24 protein-coding genes are annotated in these 25,722 nt (G+C 62.7%); 17 read left to right on the top strand and 7 right to left on the bottom strand.

What is annotated here, in order from left to right; translation table 11 throughout:
* The first annotated feature begins 204 nt into the window (after window positions 1-204).
* The 13 genes from ACVWZT_RS11910 (at window position 205) to ACVWZT_RS11970 (ending at window position 12,633) form a co-directional block, all read left to right on the top strand.
* A complete protein-coding gene (locus ACVWZT_RS11910) occupies window positions 205-1,476 on the top strand; it encodes a glutamate-5-semialdehyde dehydrogenase (RefSeq protein ID WP_457469462.1) in 1,272 nt (423 codons plus the stop codon).
* A gap of 1 nt (window position 1,477) precedes the next feature.
* Window positions 1,478-2,137 carry a nicotinate-nucleotide adenylyltransferase gene (gene nadD, locus ACVWZT_RS11915; protein ID WP_457469464.1) on the top strand — a complete coding sequence of 220 codons (660 nt, stop codon included), beginning with the start codon at window positions 1,478-1,480 and terminating at the stop codon, window positions 2,135-2,137.
* Between the two features lie 43 nt (window positions 2,138-2,180).
* Entirely contained in the window at window positions 2,181-2,600 is a 420-nt protein-coding gene (rsfS, locus tag ACVWZT_RS11920) for a ribosome silencing factor (protein ID WP_170032886.1), read from the top strand.
* Window positions 2,601-2,610: 10 nt separating this feature from the next.
* Window positions 2,611-3,078, top strand: coding sequence for a 23S rRNA (pseudouridine(1915)-N(3))-methyltransferase RlmH (rlmH, locus tag ACVWZT_RS11925; protein ID WP_296232165.1), 468 nt, complete (start codon window positions 2,611-2,613; stop codon window positions 3,076-3,078).
* Between the two features lie 16 nt (window positions 3,079-3,094).
* Window positions 3,095-4,984: a penicillin-binding protein 2 gene (gene mrdA / locus ACVWZT_RS11930; RefSeq protein WP_296232162.1), complete on the top strand. Its 1,890-nt coding sequence runs from the start codon at window positions 3,095-3,097 to the stop codon at window positions 4,982-4,984.
* Between the two features lie 38 nt (window positions 4,985-5,022).
* Window positions 5,023-6,126 (top strand): rod shape-determining protein RodA, encoded by a 1,104-nt coding sequence (gene rodA / locus ACVWZT_RS11935; RefSeq protein WP_225780751.1) that lies wholly within the window; start codon window positions 5,023-5,025, stop codon window positions 6,124-6,126.
* Between the two features lie 17 nt (window positions 6,127-6,143).
* Entirely contained in the window at window positions 6,144-7,154 is a 1,011-nt protein-coding gene (gene mltB / locus ACVWZT_RS11940) for a lytic murein transglycosylase B (protein WP_296232160.1), read from the top strand.
* Entirely contained in the window at window positions 7,154-8,158 is a 1,005-nt protein-coding gene (locus ACVWZT_RS11945; RefSeq protein WP_296232158.1) for a septal ring lytic transglycosylase RlpA family protein, read from the top strand. Before mltB ends, ACVWZT_RS11945 begins: the two co-directional genes overlap by 1 nt.
* Before the next feature lie 228 nt (window positions 8,159-8,386).
* Window positions 8,387-9,547 carry a D-alanyl-D-alanine carboxypeptidase family protein gene (locus tag ACVWZT_RS11950; RefSeq protein WP_296232157.1) on the top strand — a complete coding sequence of 387 codons (1,161 nt, stop codon included), beginning with the start codon at window positions 8,387-8,389 and terminating at the stop codon, window positions 9,545-9,547.
* Between the two features lie 73 nt (window positions 9,548-9,620).
* Entirely contained in the window at window positions 9,621-9,896 is a 276-nt protein-coding gene (locus ACVWZT_RS11955; RefSeq protein WP_186686585.1) for a DUF493 domain-containing protein, read from the top strand.
* Window positions 9,896-10,543 carry a lipoyl(octanoyl) transferase LipB gene (lipB, locus tag ACVWZT_RS11960; RefSeq protein WP_457469467.1) on the top strand — a complete coding sequence of 216 codons (648 nt, stop codon included), beginning with the start codon at window positions 9,896-9,898 and terminating at the stop codon, window positions 10,541-10,543. Before ACVWZT_RS11955 ends, lipB begins: the two co-directional genes overlap by 1 nt.
* 2 nt (window positions 10,544-10,545) lie before the next feature.
* Window positions 10,546-11,562: a lipoyl synthase gene (gene lipA, locus ACVWZT_RS11965; RefSeq protein ID WP_457469468.1), complete on the top strand. Its 1,017-nt coding sequence runs from the start codon at window positions 10,546-10,548 to the stop codon at window positions 11,560-11,562.
* A gap of 168 nt (window positions 11,563-11,730) precedes the next feature.
* A complete protein-coding gene (locus tag ACVWZT_RS11970; RefSeq protein WP_414707185.1) occupies window positions 11,731-12,633 on the top strand; it encodes a S66 peptidase family protein in 903 nt (300 codons plus the stop codon).
* Window positions 12,634-12,666: 33 nt separating this feature from the next.
* Here ACVWZT_RS11970 and ACVWZT_RS11975 read toward each other — a convergent pair whose 3' ends face one another.
* Window positions 12,667-13,983, bottom strand: coding sequence for a lytic murein transglycosylase (locus ACVWZT_RS11975; RefSeq protein WP_457469469.1), 1,317 nt, complete (start codon window positions 13,981-13,983; stop codon window positions 12,667-12,669).
* Between the two features lie 190 nt (window positions 13,984-14,173).
* Here ACVWZT_RS11975 and ACVWZT_RS11980 point away from each other — a divergent pair, with 190 nt between their 5' ends.
* Window positions 14,174-14,998, top strand: coding sequence for a halovibrin HvnA (locus ACVWZT_RS11980; protein WP_457469470.1), 825 nt, complete (start codon window positions 14,174-14,176; stop codon window positions 14,996-14,998).
* 370 nt (window positions 14,999-15,368) lie between these two features.
* Window positions 15,369-17,048: a hypothetical protein gene (locus tag ACVWZT_RS11985; protein ID WP_457469471.1), complete on the top strand. Its 1,680-nt coding sequence runs from the start codon at window positions 15,369-15,371 to the stop codon at window positions 17,046-17,048.
* Between the two features lie 92 nt (window positions 17,049-17,140).
* Here the strand turns inward: ACVWZT_RS11985 and arfA are convergent, their stop codons facing one another.
* The 4 genes from arfA to leuS all read right to left on the bottom strand — a co-directional run bounded on the left by arfA (window position 17,141) and on the right by leuS (window position 21,768).
* Window positions 17,141-17,308, bottom strand: a complete 168-nt coding sequence (gene arfA / locus ACVWZT_RS11990; RefSeq protein ID WP_457469473.1) for an alternative ribosome rescue factor ArfA — start codon at window positions 17,306-17,308, stop codon at window positions 17,141-17,143.
* A 109-nt stretch (window positions 17,309-17,417) separates the two neighbouring features.
* Complete coding sequence (gene holA / locus ACVWZT_RS11995) at window positions 17,418-18,455, bottom strand: DNA polymerase III subunit delta (RefSeq protein WP_296232150.1); 1,038 nt, start codon at window positions 18,453-18,455, stop codon at window positions 17,418-17,420.
* Between the two features lie 39 nt (window positions 18,456-18,494).
* Window positions 18,495-19,100 (bottom strand): LPS-assembly lipoprotein LptE, encoded by a 606-nt coding sequence (locus tag ACVWZT_RS12000; protein WP_296232149.1) that lies wholly within the window; start codon window positions 19,098-19,100, stop codon window positions 18,495-18,497.
* A 61-nt stretch (window positions 19,101-19,161) separates the two neighbouring features.
* Complete coding sequence (leuS, locus tag ACVWZT_RS12005) at window positions 19,162-21,768, bottom strand: leucine--tRNA ligase (RefSeq protein WP_457469475.1); 2,607 nt, start codon at window positions 21,766-21,768, stop codon at window positions 19,162-19,164.
* A gap of 227 nt (window positions 21,769-21,995) precedes the next feature.
* Between leuS and ACVWZT_RS12010 the strand changes: the two genes are divergently transcribed.
* Together ACVWZT_RS12010 and ACVWZT_RS12015 are read left to right on the top strand one after the other, a co-directional pair.
* Window positions 21,996-22,310, top strand: a complete 315-nt coding sequence (locus ACVWZT_RS12010; RefSeq protein ID WP_170032865.1) for a hypothetical protein — start codon at window positions 21,996-21,998, stop codon at window positions 22,308-22,310.
* A 136-nt stretch (window positions 22,311-22,446) separates the two neighbouring features.
* Entirely contained in the window at window positions 22,447-23,208 is a 762-nt protein-coding gene (locus ACVWZT_RS12015; protein ID WP_457469477.1) for a YdcF family protein, read from the top strand.
* Window positions 23,209-23,334: 126 nt separating this feature from the next.
* Here ACVWZT_RS12015 and lnt read toward each other — a convergent pair whose 3' ends face one another.
* Window positions 23,335-24,852: an apolipoprotein N-acyltransferase gene (gene lnt / locus ACVWZT_RS12020; protein WP_296231261.1), complete on the bottom strand. Its 1,518-nt coding sequence runs from the start codon at window positions 24,850-24,852 to the stop codon at window positions 23,335-23,337.
* A gap of 8 nt (window positions 24,853-24,860) precedes the next feature.
* Complete coding sequence (locus tag ACVWZT_RS12025) at window positions 24,861-25,700, bottom strand: HlyC/CorC family transporter (RefSeq protein WP_186686596.1); 840 nt, start codon at window positions 25,698-25,700, stop codon at window positions 24,861-24,863.
* Window positions 25,701-25,722 lie beyond the last annotated feature (22 nt).

Genomic DNA, 25,722 nt, shown 5'->3' on the forward strand with positions numbered 1-25,722 from the left:
ATGGCTTAATCGAGGCTGAATCGGATGCGATGTCGATAGCTCCGGCCTCGTTGCCGGTAACAGGGGGAAGATTTCGATAACCCTGTTACATCTTTTCTACCCGATAACCCCGCCCATTTTCGACCATCCGCCAGCCACCGCTGGGCGTACACCTGCGCGGCAGTTATAATCAGCCGATTTCCCCTTCGCCAAGACATCGAACCCATGACTGAGTCCGTTCTTGACTATATGACCCGCCTGGGTCGCGCTGCCCGCGAGGCTTCCCGGGTGATCGGTCGCGCCAGCACTGCGCAGAAGAACCGCGCCCTGCAGGCTGCCGCCGACGCGCTGGATGCCGCCCGTGCCGAGCTGACCGCTGCCAACGAGCTGGATCTGGCTGCCGGTCGCGCCAACGGCCTGGAGCCGGCACTGCTCGACCGTCTGGCACTCACCCCGGCGCGTATCGATGGCATGATCACCGGCCTGCGCCAGGTCGCCAGCCTGCCGGACCCGGTCGGTGCCATCCGCGACATGAGCTACCGCCCTTCGGGTATTCAGGTGGGCAAGATGCGTACGCCGCTGGGGGTGATCGGGATCATCTACGAATCGCGTCCGAACGTGACCATAGATGCCGCCAGTCTGTGCCTGAAGTCGGGCAACGCGACCATCCTGCGTGGCGGCTCCGAAGCCATCCATTCCAATCGCGCGATTGCCACCTGCATCCAGCGTGGCCTTGCGGCAGCCGGCCTGCCGGCGGCGGTGGTGCAGGTGGTCGAGACCACCGACCGCGAGGCCGTGGGTGCCCTGATCAGCATGCCGGAGTACGTCGACGTCATCGTGCCACGTGGTGGCCGAGGCCTGATCGAACGCATCAGCCGTGATGCCCGCGTACCGGTGATCAAGCACCTGGATGGCATCTGCCATATCTATGTCAGCCAGCATGCCGACCTGGACAAGGCCTGGCGCGTGGCGTTCAACGCCAAGACCTACCGCTACGGCATTTGTGGCGCCATGGAAACCCTCCTGGTCGACCAGCAGGTGGCCGAGCGTTTCCTGCCAGAAATGGCCCGCCGCTTCCAGCAGAAGGGCGTCGAGCTGCGTGGCTGCGAGCGCACCCGGGCGATCATCGACGCCAGGCCGGCCACCGAGGCCGACTGGCACACCGAATACCTGGATGCGATCCTGTCGATCCGCGTGGTCGATGGCCTGGACCAGGCCATCGAACACATCAACCACTATGGCTCGCACCACACCGATTCGATCATCAGCGAGCACCAGGGCGAAGCTCGCCAGTTCATGGCCGAAGTCGACTCGGCGTCGGTCATGCTCAATACCCCTACCTGCTTCGCCGACGGCTTCGAGTACGGCCTGGGTGCCGAGATCGGTATTTCCACCGACAAGCTGCATGCGCGCGGCCCGGTCGGCCTGGAAGGCCTGACCTGCGAGAAGTATGTGGTGATCGGCGACGGCCAGCTGCGCGGCCAGGAGTCCTGCTGAATTGAGCAAGGCCCAGGCAGTCCGGCGCATCGGCATTCTAGGCGGCACCTTCGACCCCGTGCACATCGGCCACCTGCGCAGCGCGCTGGAAGTAGCCGAGTTCATGGGGCTGGACGAGCTGCGCCTGTTGCCCAATGCCAGGCCGCCGCACCGCGACACCCCGCAAGTGGCCGCCAAGGACCGCCTGGCCATGGTGCAAGGCGCCGTGCAGGGCGTGCCCTGCCTGAGCGTGGATGCCCGTGAGCTGGCGCGCGACAAGCCCTCGTACACCATCGATACGCTGGAGTCGATCCGTGCCGAGCTCGGCGCCAACGACCAGCTGTTCCTGGTGCTGGGCTGGGATGCCTTTTGCGGCCTGCCCGCCTGGCACCGCTGGGAAGAATTGCTGCAACACTGTCACATCCTGGTACTGCAACGCCCGGATGCCGACGTCGAACCCCCTGACGAGCTACGCAACCTGCTGGCTGCGCGCTCGGAGAGCGATCCCACCGCCATGTCCGGCCCGGCGGGAAACATTTCGTTCGTCTGGCAGACGCCGCTTGCGGTGTCGGCTACACAGATCCGACAGCTGCTGGCCAGCGGCAAGTCGGTGAGGTTCCTGGTGCCGGACGCCGTACTGGCCTACATCGAGGCGCACGAACTGTATCGTGCGCCTAACTGACGGTGCCTCTGGCGCCTCATCCAACGAGTTGAACGAGTTTTATATGACCAAGCAGAAAATCCACGGCGAAGAACTGGTTGCCCTGACCAAGGCAGCGCTGGAAGACGTCAAGGCCCAGGACATCCAGGTCATCGACGTCCGCGATAAGCACAGCCTGACTGATTACATGATCATTGCCACCGGTACCTCCAACCGCCAGATCAACGCGATGCTGGAAAAGGTTCGCGAAGCGGTCAAGGCCAAGGGCGCCCAGCCATTGGGCGAAGAAGGCAAGGGCGACAGCGATTGGGTGTTGCTGGACCTGAACGACGTCATCGTGCACATGATGACCGCCGCTGCCCGCCAGTTCTACGATCTGGAACGCCTGTGGCAAGGAGCCGAGCAAAGCCGTGCCGCTGATGGCAAGCACCACAGCCCTGACCAGGCCCACGAGTACTCCGAAAAGCTCAAGGACCGGGAATAAGGATAGCGCTGTGCGTCTGCGCCTGATCGCGGTCGGCTCGCGCATGCCGAAGTGGGTCGAGGAAGGCTGGCACGAGTATGCCAAGCGCCTGCCCGCCGAGCTGTCGCTGGAGCTGGTGGAAATCCCGCTGAATACCCGGGGCAAGAATGCCGATGTCACCCGCCTGATTCGTCAGGAGGGCGAGGCCATGCTGAGCAAGGTTCAGCCGGGGGAGCGCATCGTCACCCTCGAAGTCCATGGCAAGCCCTGGAGTACCGAGCAACTGGCGACAGAGCTGGACCGCTGGCGCCTGGATGCGCGCACGGTGAATCTGATGGTGGGCGGCCCGGAGGGCCTGGCGCCTGAGGTCTGTGCCCGCGCCGAGCAACGCTGGTCGCTGTCGCCGTTGACCCTGCCGCACCCGTTGGTAAGGATACTCATCGGCGAGCAGATCTACCGCGCCTGGACCGTGTTGTCCGGGCATCCTTATCACAAATGAACCTCTAAGCAGCCCGATGTCGCAGCCGATCCGTCTCAAGGACCATGAGAAAGACGCCCGCCTGGTGCGCAACCGCGTCGTGGTCGGCGCGGTGGCGATCGTCATGCTTGTCTGCGTGCTGATCGCGCGGCTGTACTACCTGCAGATCATCCAGTACGACTACCACTCGACACTCTCGGAGAACAACCGGGTGCATGTGCAGCCGATCCCGCCGACCCGCGGGCTGATCTTCGACCGTAACGGGGTGATCGTTGCCGACAACCGTCCCAGCTTCAGCCTGTCCGTAACGCGCGAGCGTGCGGGCAACTGGCAGGAAGTGCTGGACAACATCGTCGAAGTGCTGGAGCTGACCCCGGACGACCGCGCCCTGTTCGAGAAGCGCATGCGCCAGGGTCGTCGGCCGTTCGAGCCGGTGCCGATCCTGTTCGAGCTCAACGAAGAGCAGATCGCCCGGGTGGCCGTGAACCAGTTCCGCCTGCCGGGGGTGGAAGTGGTGGCCCAGCTGGTGCGCCACTACCCTCAGGGCGCGCACTTTGCGCATTCGGTGGGGTACGTGGGGCGGATCAACGAGAAGGAGCTGAAAACGCTCGACCCGGTGAACTACAGCGGCACCCACCACATTGGCAAGACCGGCATCGAGCGGTTCTACGAAGATGCCCTGCACGGCCAGGTCGGCTACGAGGAAGTCGAGACCAACGCCCGTGGCCGGGTGTTGCGCGTGCTCAAGCGTACCGACCCGAAACCGGGCAAGGACATTGTGCTGAGCCTCGACATCAAGCTGCAGGAAGCCGCCGAGGCTGCCCTGGGTGGCCGGCGCGGTGCGGTGGTGGCGCTTGATCCGCGTACCGGCGAAGTGCTGGCGATGGTCAGCCAGCCCAGCTTCGACCCCAACCTGTTCGTCACCGGCATTGGTTTCAAGGCCTATGCCGAGCTGCGCGACTCGATCGACCGGCCGCTGTTCAACCGCGTGCTGCGCGGCCTGTACCCGCCGGGTTCGACGATCAAACCGGCCGTGGCCATTGCCGGCCTGGACAGTGGCGTGGTCAATGCCGGTAGCCGGGTGTTCGACCCGGGCTATTACCAACTGCCGAACTACGACCACAAGTACCGCAACTGGAACCGCAGCGGCGATGGCTGGGTCGACCTGGACACCGCGATCATGCGCTCCAACGACACCTACTTCTACGACCTGGCGCACAAGATGGGCATCGACCGGTTGTCCAGCTACATGAACAAGTTCGGCATCGGCCAGCGGGTTTCCCTGGACATGTTCGAGGAATCCGCCGGGCTCATGCCGTCGCGTGAATGGAAGCGCGCCACGCGCCGTCAGGCCTGGTTCCCCGGCGAAACCCTGATCCTCGGTATCGGCCAGGGCTACATGCAGGCCACGCCGTTGCAACTGGCCCAGGCCACCGCGCTTATCGCCAACAAGGGGGTGTGGAACCGCCCGCACCTGGCCAAGACCATCGAAGGCCAGCCACCGGTGGACGAAAACCCCATGGACAACATCGTGCTGCGTGACAAGTCCGACTGGGCCAAGGTCACCCATGGCATGGAGCAGGTGATGCACAACGCACGCGGTACCGCGCGCAAGGCGGCCATCGGTGCGCAGTACCGCATTGCCGGGAAGAGCGGTACCGCCCAGGTGGTGGCGATCAAGCAGGGCGAGAAATACGACCGCAACAAGCTCCAGGAGCGCCACCGCGACCATGCTCTGTTCGTCGCCTTCGCTCCGGCCGACGACCCGAAAATCGTGGTATCGGTGATGGTCGAGAACGGTGAGTCGGGCTCGGGCGTCGCCGCACCGGTGGTACGTCAGGTGATGGACGCCTGGCTGCTCGACGAAAACGGCCGGCTCAAGCCCGAGTTCGCGCCCGCCACCGTTACCCAGGAATCCGCCCTGTGATGAACAATTTCGACCGCATGCTCTCCAGCGAGGATGTGATGCGTCGGCGCGCCAGCTTTCTGCAGCGCATTCATGTCGACGGTCCTTTGCTGGTCATTCTGCTGACCCTCGCGGCGGGCAGCCTGTTCGTGCTGTACTCGGCCAGTGGCAAGAACTGGGACCTGCTGCTCAAGCAGGCCACCTCATTCGGCATCGGCCTCGCTTCGATGTTCGTCATTGCCCAGCTGGAGCCTCGGTTCATGGCACGCTGGGTGCCGCTGGCCTACCTGGTCGGGGTGATGCTGCTGGTGGTGGTGGACGTGATGGGCCACAACGCCATGGGGGCCACGCGCTGGATCAACATTCCCGGGGTGATTCGCTTCCAGCCCTCCGAATTCATGAAGATCATCATGCCGGCGACCATCGCCTGGTACCTGTCCAAGCGTACCTTGCCGCCGCATCTCAAGCACGTGGCGATCAGCCTGGTGCTGATTGGCGTGCCGTTCATCCTCATCGTGCGCCAGCCCGACCTGGGCACCGCGCTGCTGATTCTCGCCTCCGGCGCCTTCGTGCTGTTCATGGGCGGGCTGCGCTGGCGCTGGATCCTCAGCGTGCTGGCGGCGGCGGTCCCGGTGGCGGTGGCGATGTGGTTCTTCGTCATGCACGACTACCAGAAGCAGCGGGTGCTGACCTTCCTCGATCCGGAGAGCGACCCGTTGGGCACCGGCTGGAACATCATCCAGTCCAAGGCGGCGATCGGCTCGGGCGGCGTGTTCGGCAAGGGCTGGCTGCTGGGTACCCAGTCGCACCTGGACTTCCTGCCGGAAAGCCATACCGACTTCATCATTGCCGTGCTCGGCGAGGAATTCGGGCTGGTCGGCATCTGCCTGTTGCTGATTGTCTACCTGCTGCTGATTGGCCGCGGCCTGATGATCACTGCCCAGGCGCAGACCCTGTTCGGCAAGCTGCTGGCCGGCAGCCTGACCATGACCTTCTTTGTATATGTGTTCGTCAATATCGGAATGGTCAGCGGCCTTCTGCCCGTGGTGGGCGTGCCGCTGCCCTTCATCAGCTATGGCGGAACTTCGTTGGTGACGCTGCTGTCAGCGTTTGGCGTTCTGATGTCGATCCACACGCACCGCAAATGGATCGCACAGGTTTGAATAAGGTGAAGAATTTCATGCAAGCAGTGCGTAACTGGGCTGCCCGTTGTGCGCCGTGGATCGGCGCGGTGGGCCTGTTCGGCGCTGTACAGGTGGCCCATGCCGGCGACTATGGGGACTCGCCGCAGGTGGCCCAGTTCATTGGCGAAATGGGCCGTGACTATGGCTTTGCCCCCGAACAGTTGAGGGCTGTATTCGGTGAGGTGCAACGCAAGCAGGCGATCCTCGATGCCATTTCGCGCCCGGCCGAACGGGTAAAGCCGTGGAAGGACTACCGGCCGATGTTCATCACCGATGCGCGCATCGCCCGTGGCGTGGATTTCTGGCGCCAGCACGAGGCGGCCCTGGCCCGTGCCGAGCAGGAATACGGCGTGCCGGCGCAGTACATTGTCGCGATCATTGGCGTGGAAACCTTCTTCGGCCGTAACACCGGCAACTACCGGGTGATCGACGCCCTGTCGACCCTGGGCTTCGATTACCCGCCACGGGCCGAGTTCTTCCGCAAGGAGCTGCGCGAGTTCCTGCTGCTGTCACGCGAGGAGCAGCTCGACCCGTTGACGCTCAAAGGCTCCTACGCCGGGGCCATGGGCTTGCCGCAGTTCATGCCGAGCAGCTTCCGCAACTTTGCGGTGGACTTCGACGGCGACGGCCACATCAATATCTGGAACAACCCGGACGATGCCATCGGCAGCGTTGCCAGCTACTTCAAGCGCCACGGCTGGGTGGCCGGCGAAGGCGTGGTCAGCCGCGCCTGGGTCGACGGCGGGCGGGCCGACGAGGGCCTGACCACCGGCATCGAGCCGGTGAAGACGGTAGGGGAGTTGCGCGCGCTTGGCTGGTCGGTTCATGATTCGTTGCGCGATGATCTGCCTGTGACCGCCTTCCGTCTCGAGGGCGACAATGGCCCCGAATACTGGATGGGGCTGAAGAACTTCTACGCGATCACTCGCTACAACCGCAGCGTGATGTATGCCATGGCGGTGCATCAGCTATCGGAACAGCTGGTTCAAGCACGGGGCGTCAAGTAATGCGCGCAATCATCTCTACCAACGCTTTCAAGCTGCTGACCTGTATCACCGTGGGCGTGCTGCTGGCCAGTTGTTCTTCCAATCGCCCGGCCCAGCAAGGCAGCGGTAATGTGGTGCGCACCCAGCCAGGCCTGGACATCAACCGGGCACACAAGGACGGTGCGCCGTGGTGGGACGTGGATGTGAGCAAGATCCCCGATGCCACACCGACGGTGCACACCGGCAACTACAAGGCCAACCCCTACACGGTGCTGGGCAAGACCTACTACCCGATGCAGGACGCGCGCAACTACCGCGCCGAGGGGACTGCGTCATGGTATGGCACCAAATTCCACGGCCAGAACACCGCCAACGGCGAGCTTTACGACCTGTACGGCATGAGTGCGGCGCACAAGACCCTGCCGCTGCCGGCCTACGTGAAGGTAACCAACCTGGCCAACGGACGCAGCGTGATCCTGCGGGTGAACGACCGGGGGCCGTTCTATTCCGATCGCATCATCGACCTGTCCTACGCCGCGGCGAAAAAACTCGGTTACGCCGAGATCGGTACGGCGCACGTGCGCGTCGAGGGCATCGACCCGCAGCAATGGTGGGCGCAACGTGGCCAGACGCCGCCAATGGTGCTGAAAGAGCCGCAAGTGGCCCAGACCCAGGCGATCCCGGCCAGCACCGGGCGCGTCGAGCAATGGACGCCACCGCCGCAACAGCACGCAGCACCTGTGGTGCCGGTGCAGGTTGGCGGCAACAACGTGCCGGCCGGCAACAATGGTGGCAGCTTCCTGCAGGTGGGCGCCTTCGCCAACCCGGACGCCGCCGAACTGCTGCGCTCCAAGCTCAGCAGCATGGTGAGTGCGCCGGTGTTCATCAGCTCGATCGTGCGCAACCAGCAGACCTTGCACCGTGTGCGTCTCGGGCCGATCAGCAGCCAGGGCGAGATCCAGCAGGCGCAGGACAGCATCCGTCTGGCGAACCTGGGGCAGGCCAAGCTGGTCACTGCCGACTGACCGTATTGCCTTCTTTGCCGGGCGCGCCCGCAAAAGAAGGCAACACCAAGCTGTCGGTTTTGTCATGAATTGCCGGACGCAGGCATGTACAATGTCGGCTTTTGCCCGCAGCGACATAACGCCGCATTTTGCCGGGCCAGGCCTACGGCCACAAAACTAGACTGACTGGCGCTGGGCACATGATCTTGCCCAGGGAAATTCAGACCATTAGCGATTTTCGAGAGACGGATGAACATCACCAACCTTGCCAAACGACTTTGCCTGCCCGTACTGCTGATGATCACGCCGGCCGCCTTCGCGGCTGAGCAGATGACACCGGCACCACCGCAACTGGCAGCCAAGTCCTACGTACTCATGGACGCGTCCAGCGGCAACGTGCTGGTCGAGAACAACGGTGACGAGCGCCTGCCGCCGGCCAGCCTGACCAAGCTGATGACCGCCTACATCGCCACCCTGGACATCCGTCGCGGCCAGATCGGCGAAAACGATCCGGTTACCGTCAGCGAAAACGCCTGGCGTACCGGCGGTTCGCGCATGTTCATCAAGGTGGGCAGCCAGGTGACCGTCAGCGACCTGCTGCACGGCATCATCATCCAGTCCGGCAACGACGCCTCGGTCGCCCTGGCCGAGCACATCGCCGGCAGCGAAGACGCCTTCGCCGACATGATGAACAAGACTGCTGCCGACCTGGGCATGAGCAACAGCCACTTCATGAACCCGACCGGTCTGCCACATCCGGACCACTACTCGTCGGCGCATGACATGGCGACCCTGGCCCGCGCGATCATCAATGTCGACCCGGCCCACTACGCCATCTATTCGCAGAAGGAATTCTTCTGGAACAACATCAAGCAGCCGAACCGCAACCTGCTGCTGTGGCGTGACAAGACGGTCGACGGCCTGAAGACCGGCCACACCGAAGAAGCCGGCTACTGCATGGTGGCTTCGGCCGTTCGTGACGGCCAGCGCCTGATCGCCGTGGTATTCGGCACCAACAGCGAGCAGTCGCGTGCGGCAGAGACCCAGAAGCTGCTGACCTACGGCTTCCGCTTCTTCGAAACCCAGACCTTCTACCAGAAAGGCACCGAGCTGACCAAGGCGCCAGTCTGGAAAGGCGCCACCGGCGAGGTCAAAGCTGGCCTGGCCGAAGACCTGACCATGACCATGCCTAAAGGACAGCTTAAACGTCTGGTGGCTTCGATGACCATGAACCCGCAACTCACTGCACCGATTGCCAAAGGTGACGTGATCGGCAAAGTGGAAGTCAAACTGGACGAGAAAGTGGTTCACAGCGCCGACCTGATTGCCCTTGACGGCGTCGAGGAAGGTGGTTTCTTCCGCCGTATGTGGGATAGCATCCGTCTATTCTTCTACGGGTTGTTCAACTGATACGTGACCTGCATGCCCCCGCGTATCCTGCGGGGGCGTTGTTGTTGCCACGGCTTACGAGGCCGTTTCCGCCATGAGCGAACCAGACGTCAAGTCGCACAAGATCGAATTCCCCTGCGACGATTACCCGATCAAGGTCATCGGCGATACCGTGGTCGGTTTCCGTGACACCGTGATCGAGATCCTCAGCAAGCACGCCAAGGTCGACCTTGCCACGCTTGCCGAGCGCCAGAGCAAGGAAGGCAAGTACACCACCGTGCAATTGCACATCGTTGCCGAAAGCGAGAACCAGCTGCACGATATCAACAGCGCCCTGCGCGCTACCGGCATCGTGAAAATGGTGCTCTGATGCCTACCTGCCTCGGTTTCCGCGAGCTTGGCCTGCAGCCGTATGAACCGGTGCTGGAGGCCATGCGGCGCTTCACCGAGCAGCGCAGCCCGGACAGCCAGGATGAAATCTGGCTGGTCGAGCACCCCGCAGTCTTCACCCAGGGCCAGGCCGGCAAGGCCGAGCACCTGTTGGTGCCGGGCGACATCCCGGTGGTACAGACCGACCGCGGTGGCCAGGTGACCTACCATGGCCCTGGGCAGCTGGTGGCCTACCTGCTGCTGGATGTGCGTCGGCTGGGGTTTGGCGTGCGTGAGCTGGTCAGCCGTATCGAGCAGACCCTCATCGACCTGCTCGCCAGTTATGATGTCCAGGCTGCGGCCAAGCCCGATGCCCCGGGCGTCTATGTCGACGGAGCGAAAATCGCCTCCCTCGGCCTGCGAATCCGCAATGGCCGTTCGTTCCACGGCCTTGCCCTGAACGTGGACATGGACCTTGCGCCATTCCGCCGAATCAACCCCTGCGGCTATGCGGGGCTGGCGATGACCCAGCTGCGCGACCTGGCAGGTCCGATCGAACTCGACGAGGTCAGGACAAGGCTGCGCGGACAGCTGGTCAAGCACCTCGACTACGCTGAGCAGACGACCCTCACGGGCGGAATCGACTGAATATGACAACTGTGCAAGAAGCCGTGCCGAACCTGTTACCTACCCAGGATGCCACCGCGCGCCCAGCGCCGAAAAAGGTGGAAGCCGGGGTCAAGTTGCGTGGTGCCGAGAAGGTGGCGCGCATCCCGGTGAAGATCATCCCCACCGACGAGCTGCCGAAGAAGCCCGACTGGATCCGCGTGCGCATCCCGGTCTCGCCCGAGGTGGACCGCATCAAGCAACTGCTGCGCAAGCACAAGCTGCATAGCGTATGCGAAGAGGCGTCCTGCCCGAACCTGGGCGAGTGCTTCTCCGGCGGTACCGCGACCTTCATGATCATGGGTGACATCTGCACCCGCCGCTGCCCGTTCTGCGACGTCGGTCATGGCCGGCCGAAGCCGCTGGACCAGGATGAGCCGAAGAACCTGGCCATCGCCATCGCCGACCTGCGCCTTAAGTATGTGGTGATCACTTCGGTGGACCGCGACGACCTGCGCGACGGTGGGGCCCAGCACTTCGCTGACTGCATCCGCGAAATCCGCGCGCTTTCGCCGGGCGTACAGCTGGAAACCCTGGTGCCGGACTACCGTGGCCGCATGGACGTTGCCCTGGAAATCACCGCGCAAGAGCCGCCGGATGTGTTCAACCACAACCTCGAGACCGTACCGCGCCTGTACAAGGCCGCGCGTCCGGGTTCGGACTACGACTGGTCGCTGGACCTGCTGCAGAAGTTCAAGCAATTGGTACCGCACGTTCCGACCAAGTCGGGCCTGATGCTGGGTCTGGGCGAGACCGACGACGAGGTAATCGAAGTGATGCACCGCATGCGTGAACATGACATTGACATGCTCACCCTCGGCCAGTACCTGCAACCATCGCGCAGTCACCTGCCGGTGCAGCGTTTCGTCCATCCGGACACCTTCGCCTGGTTCGCCGAGGAAGGTTACAAGATGGGCTTCAAGAACGTCGCTTCCGGGCCGCTGGTGCGTTCTTCGTACCACGCCGACCAGCAGGCTCACGAAGCCAAGATCAAGCTCTGATCAAAGTGTGGGCCACACATGCCGATGCGCGCCGAAAGGCGGCATCGGCATTTTTGTTGATGGAGCTTCCCGATCGCAGGGTTAGGCCCCGGCGCGCAGAATGACGCTCCCTCGACCCGCAAGGAGTTGCATGTGAATTGCCTTGAGCGTAACGAACCCTGTTTGCCGATGGCGCTGCCAGACAATGCCTGTTTTGCCATCGTCGCGCCTGCTGGCCCGGCTCGGCTGGATACCCAGAAGGCCACCCGCTGGTTTGCCGACCGTGGCTACCGGTGCCGGATCTACCCAGGCACCCTCCAGGCCCAGGGCTACCTGGCGGGGGCGGACCGGCAGCGGCTGCAGGACCTGCATGACGCCTTTGCCGACCCGACTATCGACGCCATCCTGTGCATGCGGGGTGGGTACGGCAGCATGCGCCTGCTCGACCAGCTCGATTTCGAGCTGATCCGGCACAACCCCAAGCCGTTGATCGGATACAGTGACATCACCGCATTGCACACGGCCATTTACCGCAGCACCGGGCTGCTCACCTTCCATGGCGCAATGCTCAATGCCGACCTGCTAGGGGCCAAGCTGCAGCCGACCGAGGCTTCGCTGCTGGCGCAACTGGGCGGGCAGCTGCGCAGCGGCGCGCCGATCGCACACCCGGCGAACTTCGCTTTGACCAGCGTGCTGCCGGGCGTGGCCAGCGGGCCGCTGCTAGGTGGCAACCTGTCGATGCTGGGAGCGACCCTGGGGACGATTGCCGAACTGGAGACACAGGGCTGTATCTTGTTCATTGAGGACGTCAACGAACCGTTGTACCGGGTGGACCGTCTGCTGACCCAGCTGCGCCTGGCGGGCAAGCTGGAAGGGATCAGGGGCGTGCTGGTGGGGGATTTTGCCGGTATTACCACGGCGGCACTGACGCCGTTGCTGCAGGATATCTTCGGGCCGCAGGGTGTGCCGGTGCTGGCCGGGTGGCGCAGTGGCCATTGTGATCCGAATGTGTGCTTGCCGCTGGGGGCCAGGGTGCGGCTGGATAGTGTTGAACAAACATTGGTGTTGGAGCAGGATCTGTTCAGGGCTTGAGATTGCCGGGGCCGCACGGCGGCCCCAGGACTCTCACTGCTGACGCAGGCTCTCAAGCAGCTTGTGGGTCGGATATCCATCCGCTGGCCACCCCAGTCCCTGCTGGGCATTACGGATCGCCTTGCGGGTATTGGCGCCAATGATACCGTCAGGGTTCCCCGCTTCATGCCCCTTGCTGTTCAGCAGGTTCTGCAACTCCATGCGCTCGCTGCGGCTAAGTGGCAGGTCTTCCTTCGGCCAGCTGCCGGCGATGAAACCCCAGCCAGTGAAGCGATCCCCCAGCAGGCTTACCGCCAGCGCATAGGACGACGAGTTGTTGTACTTGAGAATGGCGCGGAAGTTGTCCAGCACCAGGAACGCCGGCCCACGCGCGCCCGCCGGCAGCAGCAGGGCGGCAGACAGCTGGTTGCTGCCCACCGGCAGCTGGGTGCCCGCAGGCAGTTTCACGCCCAGCGCCAGCCAGTCGCTCACCGGCTTGCGCAGCGAGCCGTCGGCTTGCCAGTAATCGAAGCCTGGCGGCACCTGCACTTCGAAGCCCCAAGGCTGGCCACGTTTCCAGCCCGAGCTCTGCAGGTAGTGCGCGGTGGAGGCCAGGGCATCCGCGGTGCTGTTCCAGATGTCACGGCGGCCGTCGCCGTCGAAGTCCACGGCATGGGTGTTATAGGTGGTCGGGATGAACTGGGTCTGGCCCATGGCGCCGGCCCACGAGCCACGCATGGCTTCAGGCTGGATATCGCCATGCTGGATGATCTGCAGCGCAGCGATCAGCTGGTCCTGGGCAAATTGCGGGCGACGCCCTTCATAGGCCAGGGTAGCCAGCGAGCGGATGACCGACTTGTTGCCCTGGAACTGGCCGAAGTTGCTTTCCATTCCCCATACGGCGACCAGCACCTGGCGGTCGACGCCATAGCGCTGTTCGATGAGCGTAAGCAGGTCTGCATGCTGTTCCAGCAGCTTCTTGCCGTTGCGTACGCGCAGCGGTGACAGGGCGCCTTCGAGATATTCCCACACCGGGCGGGTGAACTCCGGCTGACTGCGGTCGGCCTTGATCACGTCCATGTCAGGGGTAATGCCAAGGAACGCACGGTCGAAGGTATCCGGCGCGATACCGGCTTGCAGGGCTTGCGGGCGGAAGCCGGCTTGCCATTGTGCGAAGGTTTGCAGAGGCTGGATTTCAGTGCTGACGTCGGGCGTGGTGCCGGGCAGGGTTACCACCGGGGCGGGCTGGGCGGGGGCCAGCGGCAGGGCATCGGCGGCGGTGGGTTTTTCCGCGCAGGCGACGAGCAGGATGAAGCTGGAGGCCGCGATCAGCTGGCGAGGGTGCCAGCGGTGGGTTTGGCAGAAAAGCATGCACTGGTCCAAGGCTTACAGGTCAGGTGAAACCATACCATGCTTGCTCCCGTAACCGTGAGATCTGTTGGAAAATGATGAATGAAATTTGCAGTGATAACTTGTCAACTGTTAGAACTGCCAGTTGGCATCTTGCTCGCAATTATTATGATTCTGGCGTGGCAGCTATCTGATATTGCGAGGTGCGAAGATGGACAAGAGACATGCTCTGGTGCTTGGGGTTCTGGGGCTGGTAGCAACGGCAAATTATTCATACGCCGTACAGCTAGAAGAATCAATGTCGGAGAATAATCTTCATGGCGAAGCAGTGGCTGCGGCATTGCATGCGCGTTATATCGACACGCGCGAGAACTGTGGCGCCGACTCCAAGCCCGCATTTCTTTGCTCGGGTATTCTTCTACGGGGTACTGAACGTTCGGATAGCTTTGATCCATGGAACCCCAGTCCTAATTCGGTGAGGAATGGCGGGGTATCTTTCACCTTTGTGCGGTCCGACTACAAGGTGAAGAGACCACCTAAAAATTATGCGAGTGGCTTTATATTTTCTCCCATTCTAAATCCAGCGGGCGAGGTTGCATTGCCGCCCGAAAAGCTTAAGTATCAAGTGCTCTGCTTCTTTCCTGTTGATTCGCATTCAAGTGCTCGTCCGAACGGTGGCTGCGGGCCCCATCCGAACTTTCCCGTTGAAAGTGTAAGTTGCGAGTTGCAGCGTCCTGCTATTACAACCGACGAGCAGTGGCTGCGTCACTATACAAAATACCCTGCAGGTGGAACGCAGCGTCCGGAGTCGGCTTGCGGATTCAATGTAAGGGTTGATCAGGAGTCCTTGGCGGGGCCGCGCTTTGATGCCGGATTACGAGGTGGACGGCTGGCAGCACCGGCTGCTTTCGATATTCCAAACGATACCAAGATTGCTACGTGGGCCCAGAATATTCCCGCCCAGTTGCCCATCGAAGCATTTATTTATATCGCGTCGTCTGGTGCGACTGGCCTGGAAGAAGCCAGGAACTACTAGGTTCGCTATCGTGGCCAGACAGGTATCACTGTGCCGATTATCAAGGTGACGATGCCGCAGACACTTGATCAGACTACTTCATTCACCTACGTACCCTAGCTCCCAAATTAGGTCAGGCGACTGCTTTAGAGCAAGAAGCCTCCCAATCTGCCGATTGGAGGGGTTCCCGGTGGTAGCTGCCTTTGCCTTCTTTCGGCTGTTCGTGGCGAAGGCAGTATAGGGCGGAGCGATCATCGACTTGCATTTGTTATGGCGCAATTATCTGGCTGCATTCTCCAGTTTCAACGAGGCCAACTGATGGCCTCATTCGCGCTGCGTCCAATTGATTGACGCTTTGCATAGTTACGCCGATCTCCATGAGGGAGTGAAAATGAACTCAATCAAGCTTTCTGTCAGCTTATGTGTTGTCATGTTCATGAGTGGCTGTGTCGGGACTACCCCCAGCGAAACAGGCCCCACATCTTACCAGCCGTTCGGCATTCACTCCCAGGCTACTGACGTTGCTGCCCGGCTTAATGCGCGTTTCAACAATACCGCGCAGCGTTGCAGTGACGACGCACCCGCGTACGAGTGTTCGGGGGTGCTGATCAGACGGTCTATCTACAGGCCGTCTTTTGATTTCTGGAAGCACAGCACCGCAGCGCAAGCGTTGGGCTCTGTCACATTCTCGTTCCTGCGCGTTGACGCCAATACGAATCTTTCGGACCCTAGTGGTTTCATTTTCATGGATGCCACGACTGCTCGGCAAGAAGGCAAGGTCTGGCCCGGAATGCGCTGTATCTACCCTTTCATTGCCGGCACGCAGAACGCCGGCCGGCCACTGAACGGCTGTGGGTTTGCTAACTCGGAGGCGACGCAAGCCGATCAGAGCACCTGTGCTACCTTGGTAGACCCCGCGGTGACGCCGGAGAAATGGCTGGCGAACTTTGCCCGCTTCGGTTCAAACCCTGTTAATCAGTGCTCCCTCAGCACCCAGGACTACAACCAATTCATGACCAGCCTGGCCGTGCGTCGGACATTGTCGAACCAGGCAAGTACCTTGCTAAACGAGGTTCTGGTTCCGACCTGGGATGTGAATAAACCCGAGCAGCTACCAATCGAGGCATTTTTTTACAACACTGCTGTTGCTGGGAGCCTTGTCAATGCACAAGCCCTGCGGCACGCTTACCGTGTGAAGACCGGTTTGTCTCTACCGATTGTGCGTCTGGACTTCGCTGCCCAGGCCCATGAGCGTTTCAGTCAGCTTCCCCAGGACCAGGAAGATGGCTGGCAAGTGGCAGAACGGCTGAATGCCCGTTTCAACGATACCGCTAGGCAGTGCAATAATGGCCAGGCACCTGTCTATTGCAGTGGTGTATTGGTTCGTGGAACAAACTACAGCCCGACGTTCCATGCCTGGAACCCGAACCCCAATACCAACCCTACGGATGCCGTATCATTCTCCTACATGAGGGCGGACATCACGACAATGTGGCTGCCGCGCCAACAAGGGCTTCTTTTCAGTAGCCTGGATTACGCCGCCGATGCAGGGTTGGAAGTCCTCAGGCCACTTTGCATCTATATGGCAGATGCCAACACCTGGCATCGCACGACTCAGGGATGTGGCGCTACATCTTACTATCCTAACGACAGTGGCCCTTGTGCATCCATGGGTATCAACAATCTAGATGCGCTTGGCAATCACTTCCGTAGCGTACCTGAGACTCCCACAGGGCTGCGTTTAAGCCACCAGTGCAGCCTGGCGATCCAGCCGGCTAGTTTCATGCTTGCAATTGAAGGCCGCGCCAATTTGATCGGTGAAGAGATGAAGCCGAACTATGGCTATAACGAAATCATGTTGTACGCATGGGAGCAGAATATTCCTAATCGCTTGCCGATTGACGCTTTGTTTTATACGGCGAGCGGTGGCGCCGCTGCGCTGAACGAGGCCAAGGGCATTCAACAGGACCTGTTCCGCAATTCCGCCAGCCTGGTTAAACCCATTGTGCGCATTGAAACCGGCGCGACTGGTGCGACGTTCAGCTATCGCCGGGAAGATCAAGCTTATTGAGCCGCGCAGGGCGGCGTTGCTCTCATTCTGCGGGCAGCGCCAGCCGCCGCCAGGCCATCAGCAGTGACAAGCATTGCTGAGACTGCGCTAGATCAAGCAACTTCCTTAAAGTAAGAAGCCTCCCAATCTCTCGATTGGAAGGCTTCGCGGCGGTAGCTGCCTTTGCCCTTGTCCGGTCGTTCCTGGCGGCAGCGGAACAGGGGCTGGGCGACGATGGACTTGGCCTTGTTGGGACCGTGCTTTTTCAACGGTTTGCTCATGGCGGGTTCCCCGGTTGGGTGGGTTTTGCGGCGCACTGTAGGGCCCTGGGCAGCCAGGGGCCAATAGATTGTGTTTATGATCGAGATGCGGGGGCGCGAAGCGGCCCGATTACTCGGGGGGAAGCGCCAGCCGCTGTCCAGCCATCAACAGCGACAGCCGCGCCAGGCCGGTCCACGGCGAGCCCTCGGCCTGCCCCTTGATCTGCGCATCGATACGCTGGGCATCCTGCAGCAACTGCGCCCAGCGCTGTGCCGACAGGCGCTGCAGGGCTTTGCTGACCAGGGGGCGGCGTTTGTCCCAGATCGGCGGACGGGCCTGGCTGAAGGCCTTGTCCAGCGGCACGCCCTGGCTGAACTGCTGCGCCAGCCCGGCCAGTTGACGCAGTTCACGGGCCAGCGCCCAGAGAATCACCGGGGGCTCCACGCCTTCACCACGTAAGCCTTCGAGCATGCGCAGCGCATGCGCAGCTTCGCCATTGAGAATGGCATCGACCAGGCCGAAGACATCGAAACGGGCGCTGTCAGCGACAGCGGCCTGCACGGTCTCCACGGTAATCTGGTTGCCTTCGGCCAGCAGCTTGAGCTTCTCGATTTCCTGCGCGGCCGCCAGCAGGTTGCCTTCGACGCGCGCAGCTATCAGCTCGACAGCGTCACGCTGTGCCGACAGGCCGGCCTGTTGCAGGCGCTGGTTGATCCACTGCGGCAGCTGCTGCACATCCACCGGCCAGATCTGGATGAACTGGCAATGAGGGCCTTCTATCAGCGCCTTGCCCCACTTGGTCTTCTGCGCGCTGCCATCGAGCTTGGGCAGGCTGACCAGCAGCAGGGTGTCGTCGGCGGGGTTGGCGCAGTACTCCATCAGTGCAGCGGCACCCTTGTCACCGGGCTTGCCAGAGGGTAGCCGCAGTTCCAGCAGGCGCCGCTGGGCGAACAGCGACAGGCTGGCGCCGGCCTGGAGCAGGGTGCCCCAGTCGAAGTTGGCGTCGGCACTGAACACCTGGCGTTCGTCGAAGCCCTGCTGGCGTGCGGCGTTACGGATGGCGTCGGCGGCTTCCTGGCACAGCAGCGGGTCGTCGCCACTGACCACGTAGACCGGTGCCAGCGCGCCTTGCAGGTGCTTGTTGAGTTGGGCGGGGGCGAGCTTCATGGCGAGCAGGCGGGGTACCCAAAGGTACCCCGTTCGGGCTTAGTTGCCCGGTACTTCCAGTGGCGACTGCTGAGGCGTTTCGGCCTGCTGGCGGCGGGCAGCTTCCAGTGCGGCGGCTTCGGCCTTGGCACGCTCATCGGCTTGACGCTGCAGTTCGTCCAGCTGCGACGGGGTCAGCAGCTGCAGGCGAGCCACCATTGCATTGACCAGATCGCGGCGCATTTCTTCACGGGCGCGGTTGGCTTCCTGCTCCGAACCGGTGATGTTCGAGCCGTCACGCAGGTAGATCTTGCGCACTTCCAGCTTGTCGCTCGTCAGCTCCAGGTTGTTCAGGCCCTGGATGCTGTAGTTCAGCACGGTGGTCAGCTCGTACTCGGCGGTACGGTTGCCGCTGTTGTAGGTCGCCGAGCGCTCGCGCTCCTGCTCGTTGGTCAGCACCAGGCGGTACGGTGCGCCGGCGTGCACGTTGACGCCGTTGCGTTCCAGCGTTTCACGCAGCTGGACCACGGTCGGGCCGTAGGCGTTGCGTGCGCTGACGTCCATTTCCTTCACGCTCAGCTCGGTGGAGCCGGTGCCGCGCAGCTGGAAACCGCAGGCGCTGAGCATGGCCGCCAGGCCAATTACCAGCAAATTGCGTTTGATCATGTTGTTGCTCCCTTGTGGGCCTGTTCCGCCCGCCCGCAATGGCTGCGGGCGGGCGTTGCCATCAGTTGGCGACGATGTTGACCAGCTTGCCCGGTACCACGATGACCTTGCGGATGGTCAGGCCATCGATGAAGCGCAGGACGTTCTCATTGCTGCGCGCGGCCGCTTCGATTTCTTCACGGCTGGCGGCGGCCGGCATTTCCACCTGGCCACGCAGCTTGCCGTTTACCTGCACCACCAGGGTGACGGTGTCCTGAACCAAGGCCGCTTCGTCGACGGCTGGCCAGCTAGCGTCGATGACCGCCTGCTGGTGACCCAGCTGTTGCCACAGCTCGTGGGAGATGTGCGGGGTGATCGGGGCCAGCAGCAAGGTGACGGCTTCAAGGCCTTCGTGCAGCAGGGCGCGGTCCTGCTCGGTGGCCTGCGGGGCCTTTTCCAGTACGTTCATCACGGTCATCACCTGGGCGATGGCGGTGTTGAACTTGTGGTACTGGCCGATATCGGTGCTGGCCTGCTTGATGGCGGCGTGGATGGCGCGACGGATGACCTTTTGCGCATCGTCCAGGGCGGCGACGTCCAGCTTGCCCGGCAGGCCCTGGGCGACGTGAGCCTGGGCCAGACGCCAGACGCGACGCAGGAAGCGGCTTGCCCCCTCGACGCCGGAGTCGGACCATTCCAGGCTCATGTCGGGTGGCGAGGCGAACATCATGAACAGGCGGCAGGTGTCGGCGCCGTACTGGTCGATCATCGATTGCGGGTCGACGCCGTTGTTCTTCGACTTCGACATCTTCTCGGTGCCGCCGATTTCCACCGGCAGGCCGTCGGTTTTCAGGCGCGCACCGATGATCTTGGCCTTGGCATCGCGCTCGACCTCGACATCCGCCGGGTTGAACCAGTCCTTGCCGCCGTTGCTGGCCACACGGTAGTAGGTTTCTGCGACGACCATGCCCTGGGTCAGCAGGTTCTTGAACGGCTCGTTCGAGGTGACCAGGCCTTCGTCACGCATCAGCTTGTGGAAGAAGCGCGCGTACAACAAGTGCAGGATCGCGTGCTCGATACCACCGATGTACTGGTCGACCGGCAACCAGTGGTTGGCCGCTTTCGGGTCGACCATGCCACCTTCGTAGTTCGGCGAGGCGTAGCGGGCGAAGTACCAGGACGATTCGACGAAGGTGTCCATGGTGTCGGTTTCGCGCTTGGCTGCGGCGCCACATTTCGGGCAGCTGCATTCGTAGAATTCCGGCATGCGCGCCAGCGGCGAACCGGCGCCATCCGGCACCACGTTCTCCGGCAGGGTGACCGGCAGCTGGTCTTCCGGCACCGGTACGTCGCCGCAGGACGGGCAGTGGATGATCGGGATCGGGCAGCCCCAGTAGCGCTGGCGGCTGATACCCCAGTCGCGCAGGCGGAACTGGGTACGCGACTTGCCCAGCTCCTTGCGGATCAGGGCCGCTTCGATGGCGTCGAAGGCGCCGGCGAAATCCAGGCCATCGAACTCGCCGGAATTGATCAGTTGGCCATGTTCGCCATAGGCGGCCAGCCATTCGCTGCCGACTTCGTCGCCCGCGCTGGTGCGCACCACCGCCTTGACCGGCAGGTTGTACTTGTGAGCGAACTCGAAGTCACGCTCGTCGTGGGCCGGCACGGCCATTACAGCGCCGTCACCGTAGTGCATCAGCACGTAGTTGGCGACCCACACCGGCAGCTTCTCGCCGGTGAGCGGGTGCTCGACCAGCAGGGAAGTGGCCATGCCCTTCTTCTCCTGGGTGGCCATGTCGGCTTCGGCAACGCTGCCGCTCTTGCATTCGTCAATGAACGCCTGCAGCGCCGGGTTGCCCTGGGCGGCCTGGGTGGCCAGCGGGTGCTCGGCGGCGACCGCGACGTAGGTAGCGCCCATCAGCGTGTCGGGGCGGGTGGTGAAGACCTTGAGCGTACCTGCGTGGCCAATGCTCGCCTGGTCGTAGGGGAACTGCACTTCCATGCCGCGCGACTTGCCGATCCAGTTGCGCTGCATGGTCTTGACCTGTTCAGGCCAGCCCGGCAGCTCGTCGAGGCTCTCCAGCAGCTCGTCGGCGTAGTCGGTGATGCGGAAGTAGTACATCGGGATCTCGCGCTTCTCGATCAGCGCGCCCGAACGCCAGCCACGACCATCGATGACCTGCTCGTTGGCCAGTACGGTCTGGTCCGCCGGGTCCCAGTTCACGGTGCCGTTCTTGCGGTAGATGATGCCTTTCTCGAACAGGCGGGTGAACAACCACTGCTCCCAGCGGTAGTAGTCCGGCTTGCAGGTGGTGACTTCACGTGCCCAGTCGATGGCCAGGCCCAGGCTCTTGAGCTGGGTCTTCATGTAGTCGATGTTTTCGTACGTCCACTTGGCCGGAGCAACGTTGTTCTTCATCGCCGCGTTTTCCGCGGGCATGCCGAAAGCGTCCCAGCCCATCGGCTGCAGCACGTTCTTGCCCAGCATGCGCTGGTAGCGGGCAATCACGTCACCGATGGTGTAGTTGCGCACGTGGCCCATGTGTAGCTTGCCGCTCGGGTACGGGAACATCGACAGGCAGTAGTAGGTGTCCTTGCCTGGCTGTTCGGTAACAGCGAACGATTGTTGCTCGTCCCAGAACTTCTGGGCGGCGGCTTCGATATCACGGGGCGTGTATTGTTCGTGCATGGCTACTTTTTGCTGAGAGGAAAGAGACCTTGTTCCAGGCAGCGGAACCTCGCTGCGTCCGGCACTCCGGCTTCATTTAGAGTGAACGCCGTAGCATACAGCAGCGCCGCGCATCGTGGGAAACCTTCGTTGCTTATGCCCGCTGGTCGCGGCACACGGCTGCTTTTCGCAACAACGCTAAGCTCAGGTGTGGGGGGAGATATTCTTATCTTCAATGAGGTGAACGGATGGGAGAGACGCAGCTACCCGCAATCAAACCGGAGCTATACGAACGCCTGATCGACCGGCTTGGCCTGGCACTGGAAGTGGCCAGGACCTCGGTGCGATTGCGCGACGAAATGCCAGCCGAACTGGAGTTGCGTGGCCTGAGCCATGCGGAGTTCGAACTGATCAAGGCCTACCTGGATTCCCTCCCGGAGCGCCACAACGCCTGTGTCGGCAGTTACCCACAAGCGGAGCCGACATCGGCCAAGATCATCTGGCTCAAGGACAAGAAACGCCCCGCCAGTTCGGCGAGATCCAGGACGCTGCCGCATCGCTAGCCGTTCAGGACGCCAGGCGCAGGCTATAGGGCGCCGGTTCTTTCAACCTTGCACATATCATGATCGGCGCCGGCGGCAGCCTTGTTGACCGGCGTCGATCCTTCTAGGCTGCACGCCTGACCAGGAGGTGTGGCCGATGGCTGTTCGATTCTTCATCAAACAATGGTTGATGCCGCCGGGCATCCTGTTCCTGCTGCTGTTGGCGGCGTGGTGGCTGCGCGCGCGCCGGCCGCGGCTGGCTGCGTTGTGCTTTGTGGTGGGCCTGGCCGGCCTATGGTCGATGAGCTTGCCGCTGGTCATGCAGCAAACGGCGCGTGTGCTGGAAACGGAGCCACCGCTGGCATCGAATGACTGGGCGGGGCTGGCAAGCCGGGCAGATGCCATCGTGGTGCTGGGAGCTGGGCGTGAACGCGGCGACCCGGCCTGGGGCGGTAGTGACCAGCCCACGGCCATCGCCTTGGAACGCATGCGCTTTGCCGCACGGCTGGCCAAGGCCTCGGGCCTGCCGGTGCTGACCAGTGGCGGCTTGCACTATGGCTCGCCACCGAGCGAGGCGCAGTTGATGGCGGACTACCTGCAGGAAGATTTCGGCGTCGAGGTGAAATGGCGGGAGGAGGGCAGCCGTACGACCTGGGAGAATGCCCAGCTGTCGGCCAAGGTGCTGCAGCCGTTGGGGATTCGCCGGGTGGTCGTGGTGACCCAGGCGTGGCACATGCAGCGCTCGCGCTGGAGTTTCGAGCAGGCGGGGTTCCAGGTGGTGCCGGCGCCGGTCGGCTTCCTCGGGCGTGATCATGCGCGGCCGTTTGCCGGCTTGCTGCCGGAAAGCCGGGCGCTGTGGCAGAGCGGGCAGTTGCTCAACGAGGTGGTGGGGTTGGTGGGATATCGGCTGTTCTACTGAGCCTTGTACTGCGTGTACCGGCCTCTTCGCGGGTAAACCCGCGCCCACAGGATTCTCGCAGGCTTCGACAGCGGTGGAGAACCTGTGGGAGCGGGTTTACCTGCGAAGAGGCTGGTACAGGAGAGCTCAAACAGTCCTAGCAATGCGCCCCGCCAGCAAGGCCCAACCCAGCAGCAACGCACAGACGATCGCCAGCGGCCACGAGCGCCATTGCAGGTACGGCGTCAGTTGCTGCATCGGCACCACCTCGCCATACAGCACCGCCTGCTGGAACTGCGGAACCTGCGTGGTAATGCGGCCAAACGGGTCGATCAGCGCGGTCACGCCGTTGTTGGTGGCGCGGATCATCCAGCGCCCGGCCTCCAGGGCACGCATCTGGGCCATCTGCAGGTGTTGCAACGGGCCGATCGAGGTGCCGAACCAGGTGTCGTTGCTGATGGTCAGCAGCAGGTCGCTGCGGGCAGCCAGGCTGGCGGCGAACTCGGGATAGACCACCTCATAGCAGATGTAAGGCGCAATCTGATAGCCCTTTGCCTGCAACAGCGGCTGGTCTTCCGGCCCGCGGGCAAAGTCCGACATGGGCAGGTTGAAGAACTCGATCAGGCCTCGCAGCATGTCCTGCAGCGGCACGTATTCGCCAAACGGCACCAGCTTCTGCTTGAGGTAGGTGCCGTCGCCCTCACCGGTGACAGTGATGCCGTTGTAGTAGCGGCGTTGGTGGTGCACCACTTCGCGCACCGGTACACCCGTGATCAGCGCCGAATTTCGCCCGGCGGCGAAGCGCCCCATCACGTCGATATAGCCCTGGGCCTGGTCCTTGAGCACCGGTACGGCGGTTTCCGGCCACACCAGCAGGTCCACCGGCCGGGAGCTGAAGCTCAGGTCACGGTACAGCGCCAGCTGCGCGTCGATGTGCGCGGGGTCCCATTTCAGCTCCTGCTCGACGTTGCCCTGGATGGCCGCGACCTTCAACGGGTCGCCTGCCGGCTTGGTCCAGGCATGGCCCTTGAGGACCAGGCCCAGTACCCATGGCGCGAGCAACAGCAGGCAGGCCACGGCCAGGAAGGCGGGACGTGCGCGCAGGCGGTGCAGGTTGCACAGCAGGGCGGCACTCAGGGCCAGGGTGAACGAGATCAGCCAGACGCCGCCCAGCGGGGCCAGGCCGGCGAGCGGGCCGTCCAGCTGGCTGTAGCCAGCGTAGAGCCAGGGGAAACCGGTCAGGAACCAGCCGCGGAAGGCCTCTTGCAGCAACCACAGGGCGGCGAAGCACAGGGCGTCGGCCAGCGGCGCTTCGTTGCGCCGCAACCAGCGTGCCCACAGCCAGGTGGGCAGGGCGAAGAACCAGGCCAGGGCGGCGAAGAACGCCAGCAGCAGCACGATCGCCAGCAACGGCGAGGCGCCGCCATAGGTGTTCATGCTGACGTAGATCCACCAGGTACCAGCGCCATACAGGCCGAAACCGAACCACCAGCCACGCCACATGGCCTGGCGCGGGGTGAGCTCGCGCAGGCCAAGGTAGAGCACGGCGATGGACAGCAAGGCCAACGGCCAGATGTCGAATGGCGCCAGGGCCAGGAGAGTCGAAGCGCCGGCCGCCAGGGCCAGCAGGTTACCGGGCCAGCCGGGGCGGGTGATCCAACGCATGTTCGTCCTTAACGGGTGATCGGTGTCAGGCGCAGCAAGTGTATCCGCCGGCTGTCGGCGTTGAGAATACGGAACTTGTAGGGCCCGATCTCGGTGGTTTCGTTGCGCTTGGGCAGGTGGCCGAAGGCGCTCATCACCAGGCCGCCCACTGTGTCGAACTCGTCATCGGAGAATTCGCTGTCGAAGAACTCGTTGAAATTCTCGATCGGGGTCAGTGCCTTGATCAGGAAATCACCACTTGGCAGCGGCTTGATGTAGCTGTCCTCCTCGACGTCATGCTCGTCCTCGATGTCGCCGACGATCTGTTCCAGCACGTCTTCGATGGTGACCAGGCCGGCCACGCCGCCGTACTCGTCGATGACGATGGCCATGTGGTTATGGTTGGCGCGGAATTCGCGCAGCAGCACGTTCAGGCGCTTGGACTCGGGCACGAAGGTGGCCGGGCGCAGCAGGTCCTTGATATTGAAGCTGTCGCCGTTTTCCTTGAGGATCAGCGGCAGCAGGTCCTTGGCGAGCAGGATCCCCAGCACATCGTCATGGCTTTCGCCGATCACCGGGTAGCGCGAGTGCGCGGCGTCGATCACCGCCGGCAGGAACTCGCGTGGCGACTGGCTGGCCTTGATGCTGATCATCTGCGAACGCGGCACCATGATGTCGCGGACCTGCAGGTCGGCCACCTGGATGGCCCCTTCGACGATGGTCAGCGCTTCGCTGTCCAGCAATTTGTTCTGATGGGCTTCGCGCAGCAGCTCAAGGAGCTCCTGGCGGTTTTTCGGCTCATGGGCAAAAGCCTGGGTGAGTTTACCCAGCCAGGACTTCTGCCCGTTGCTCGATCGATCTTCGCTCATGGCGGTTCTCGTGATCCTTCGT

Source organism: Pseudomonas sp. TE21394 (genome assembly GCF_054057835.1).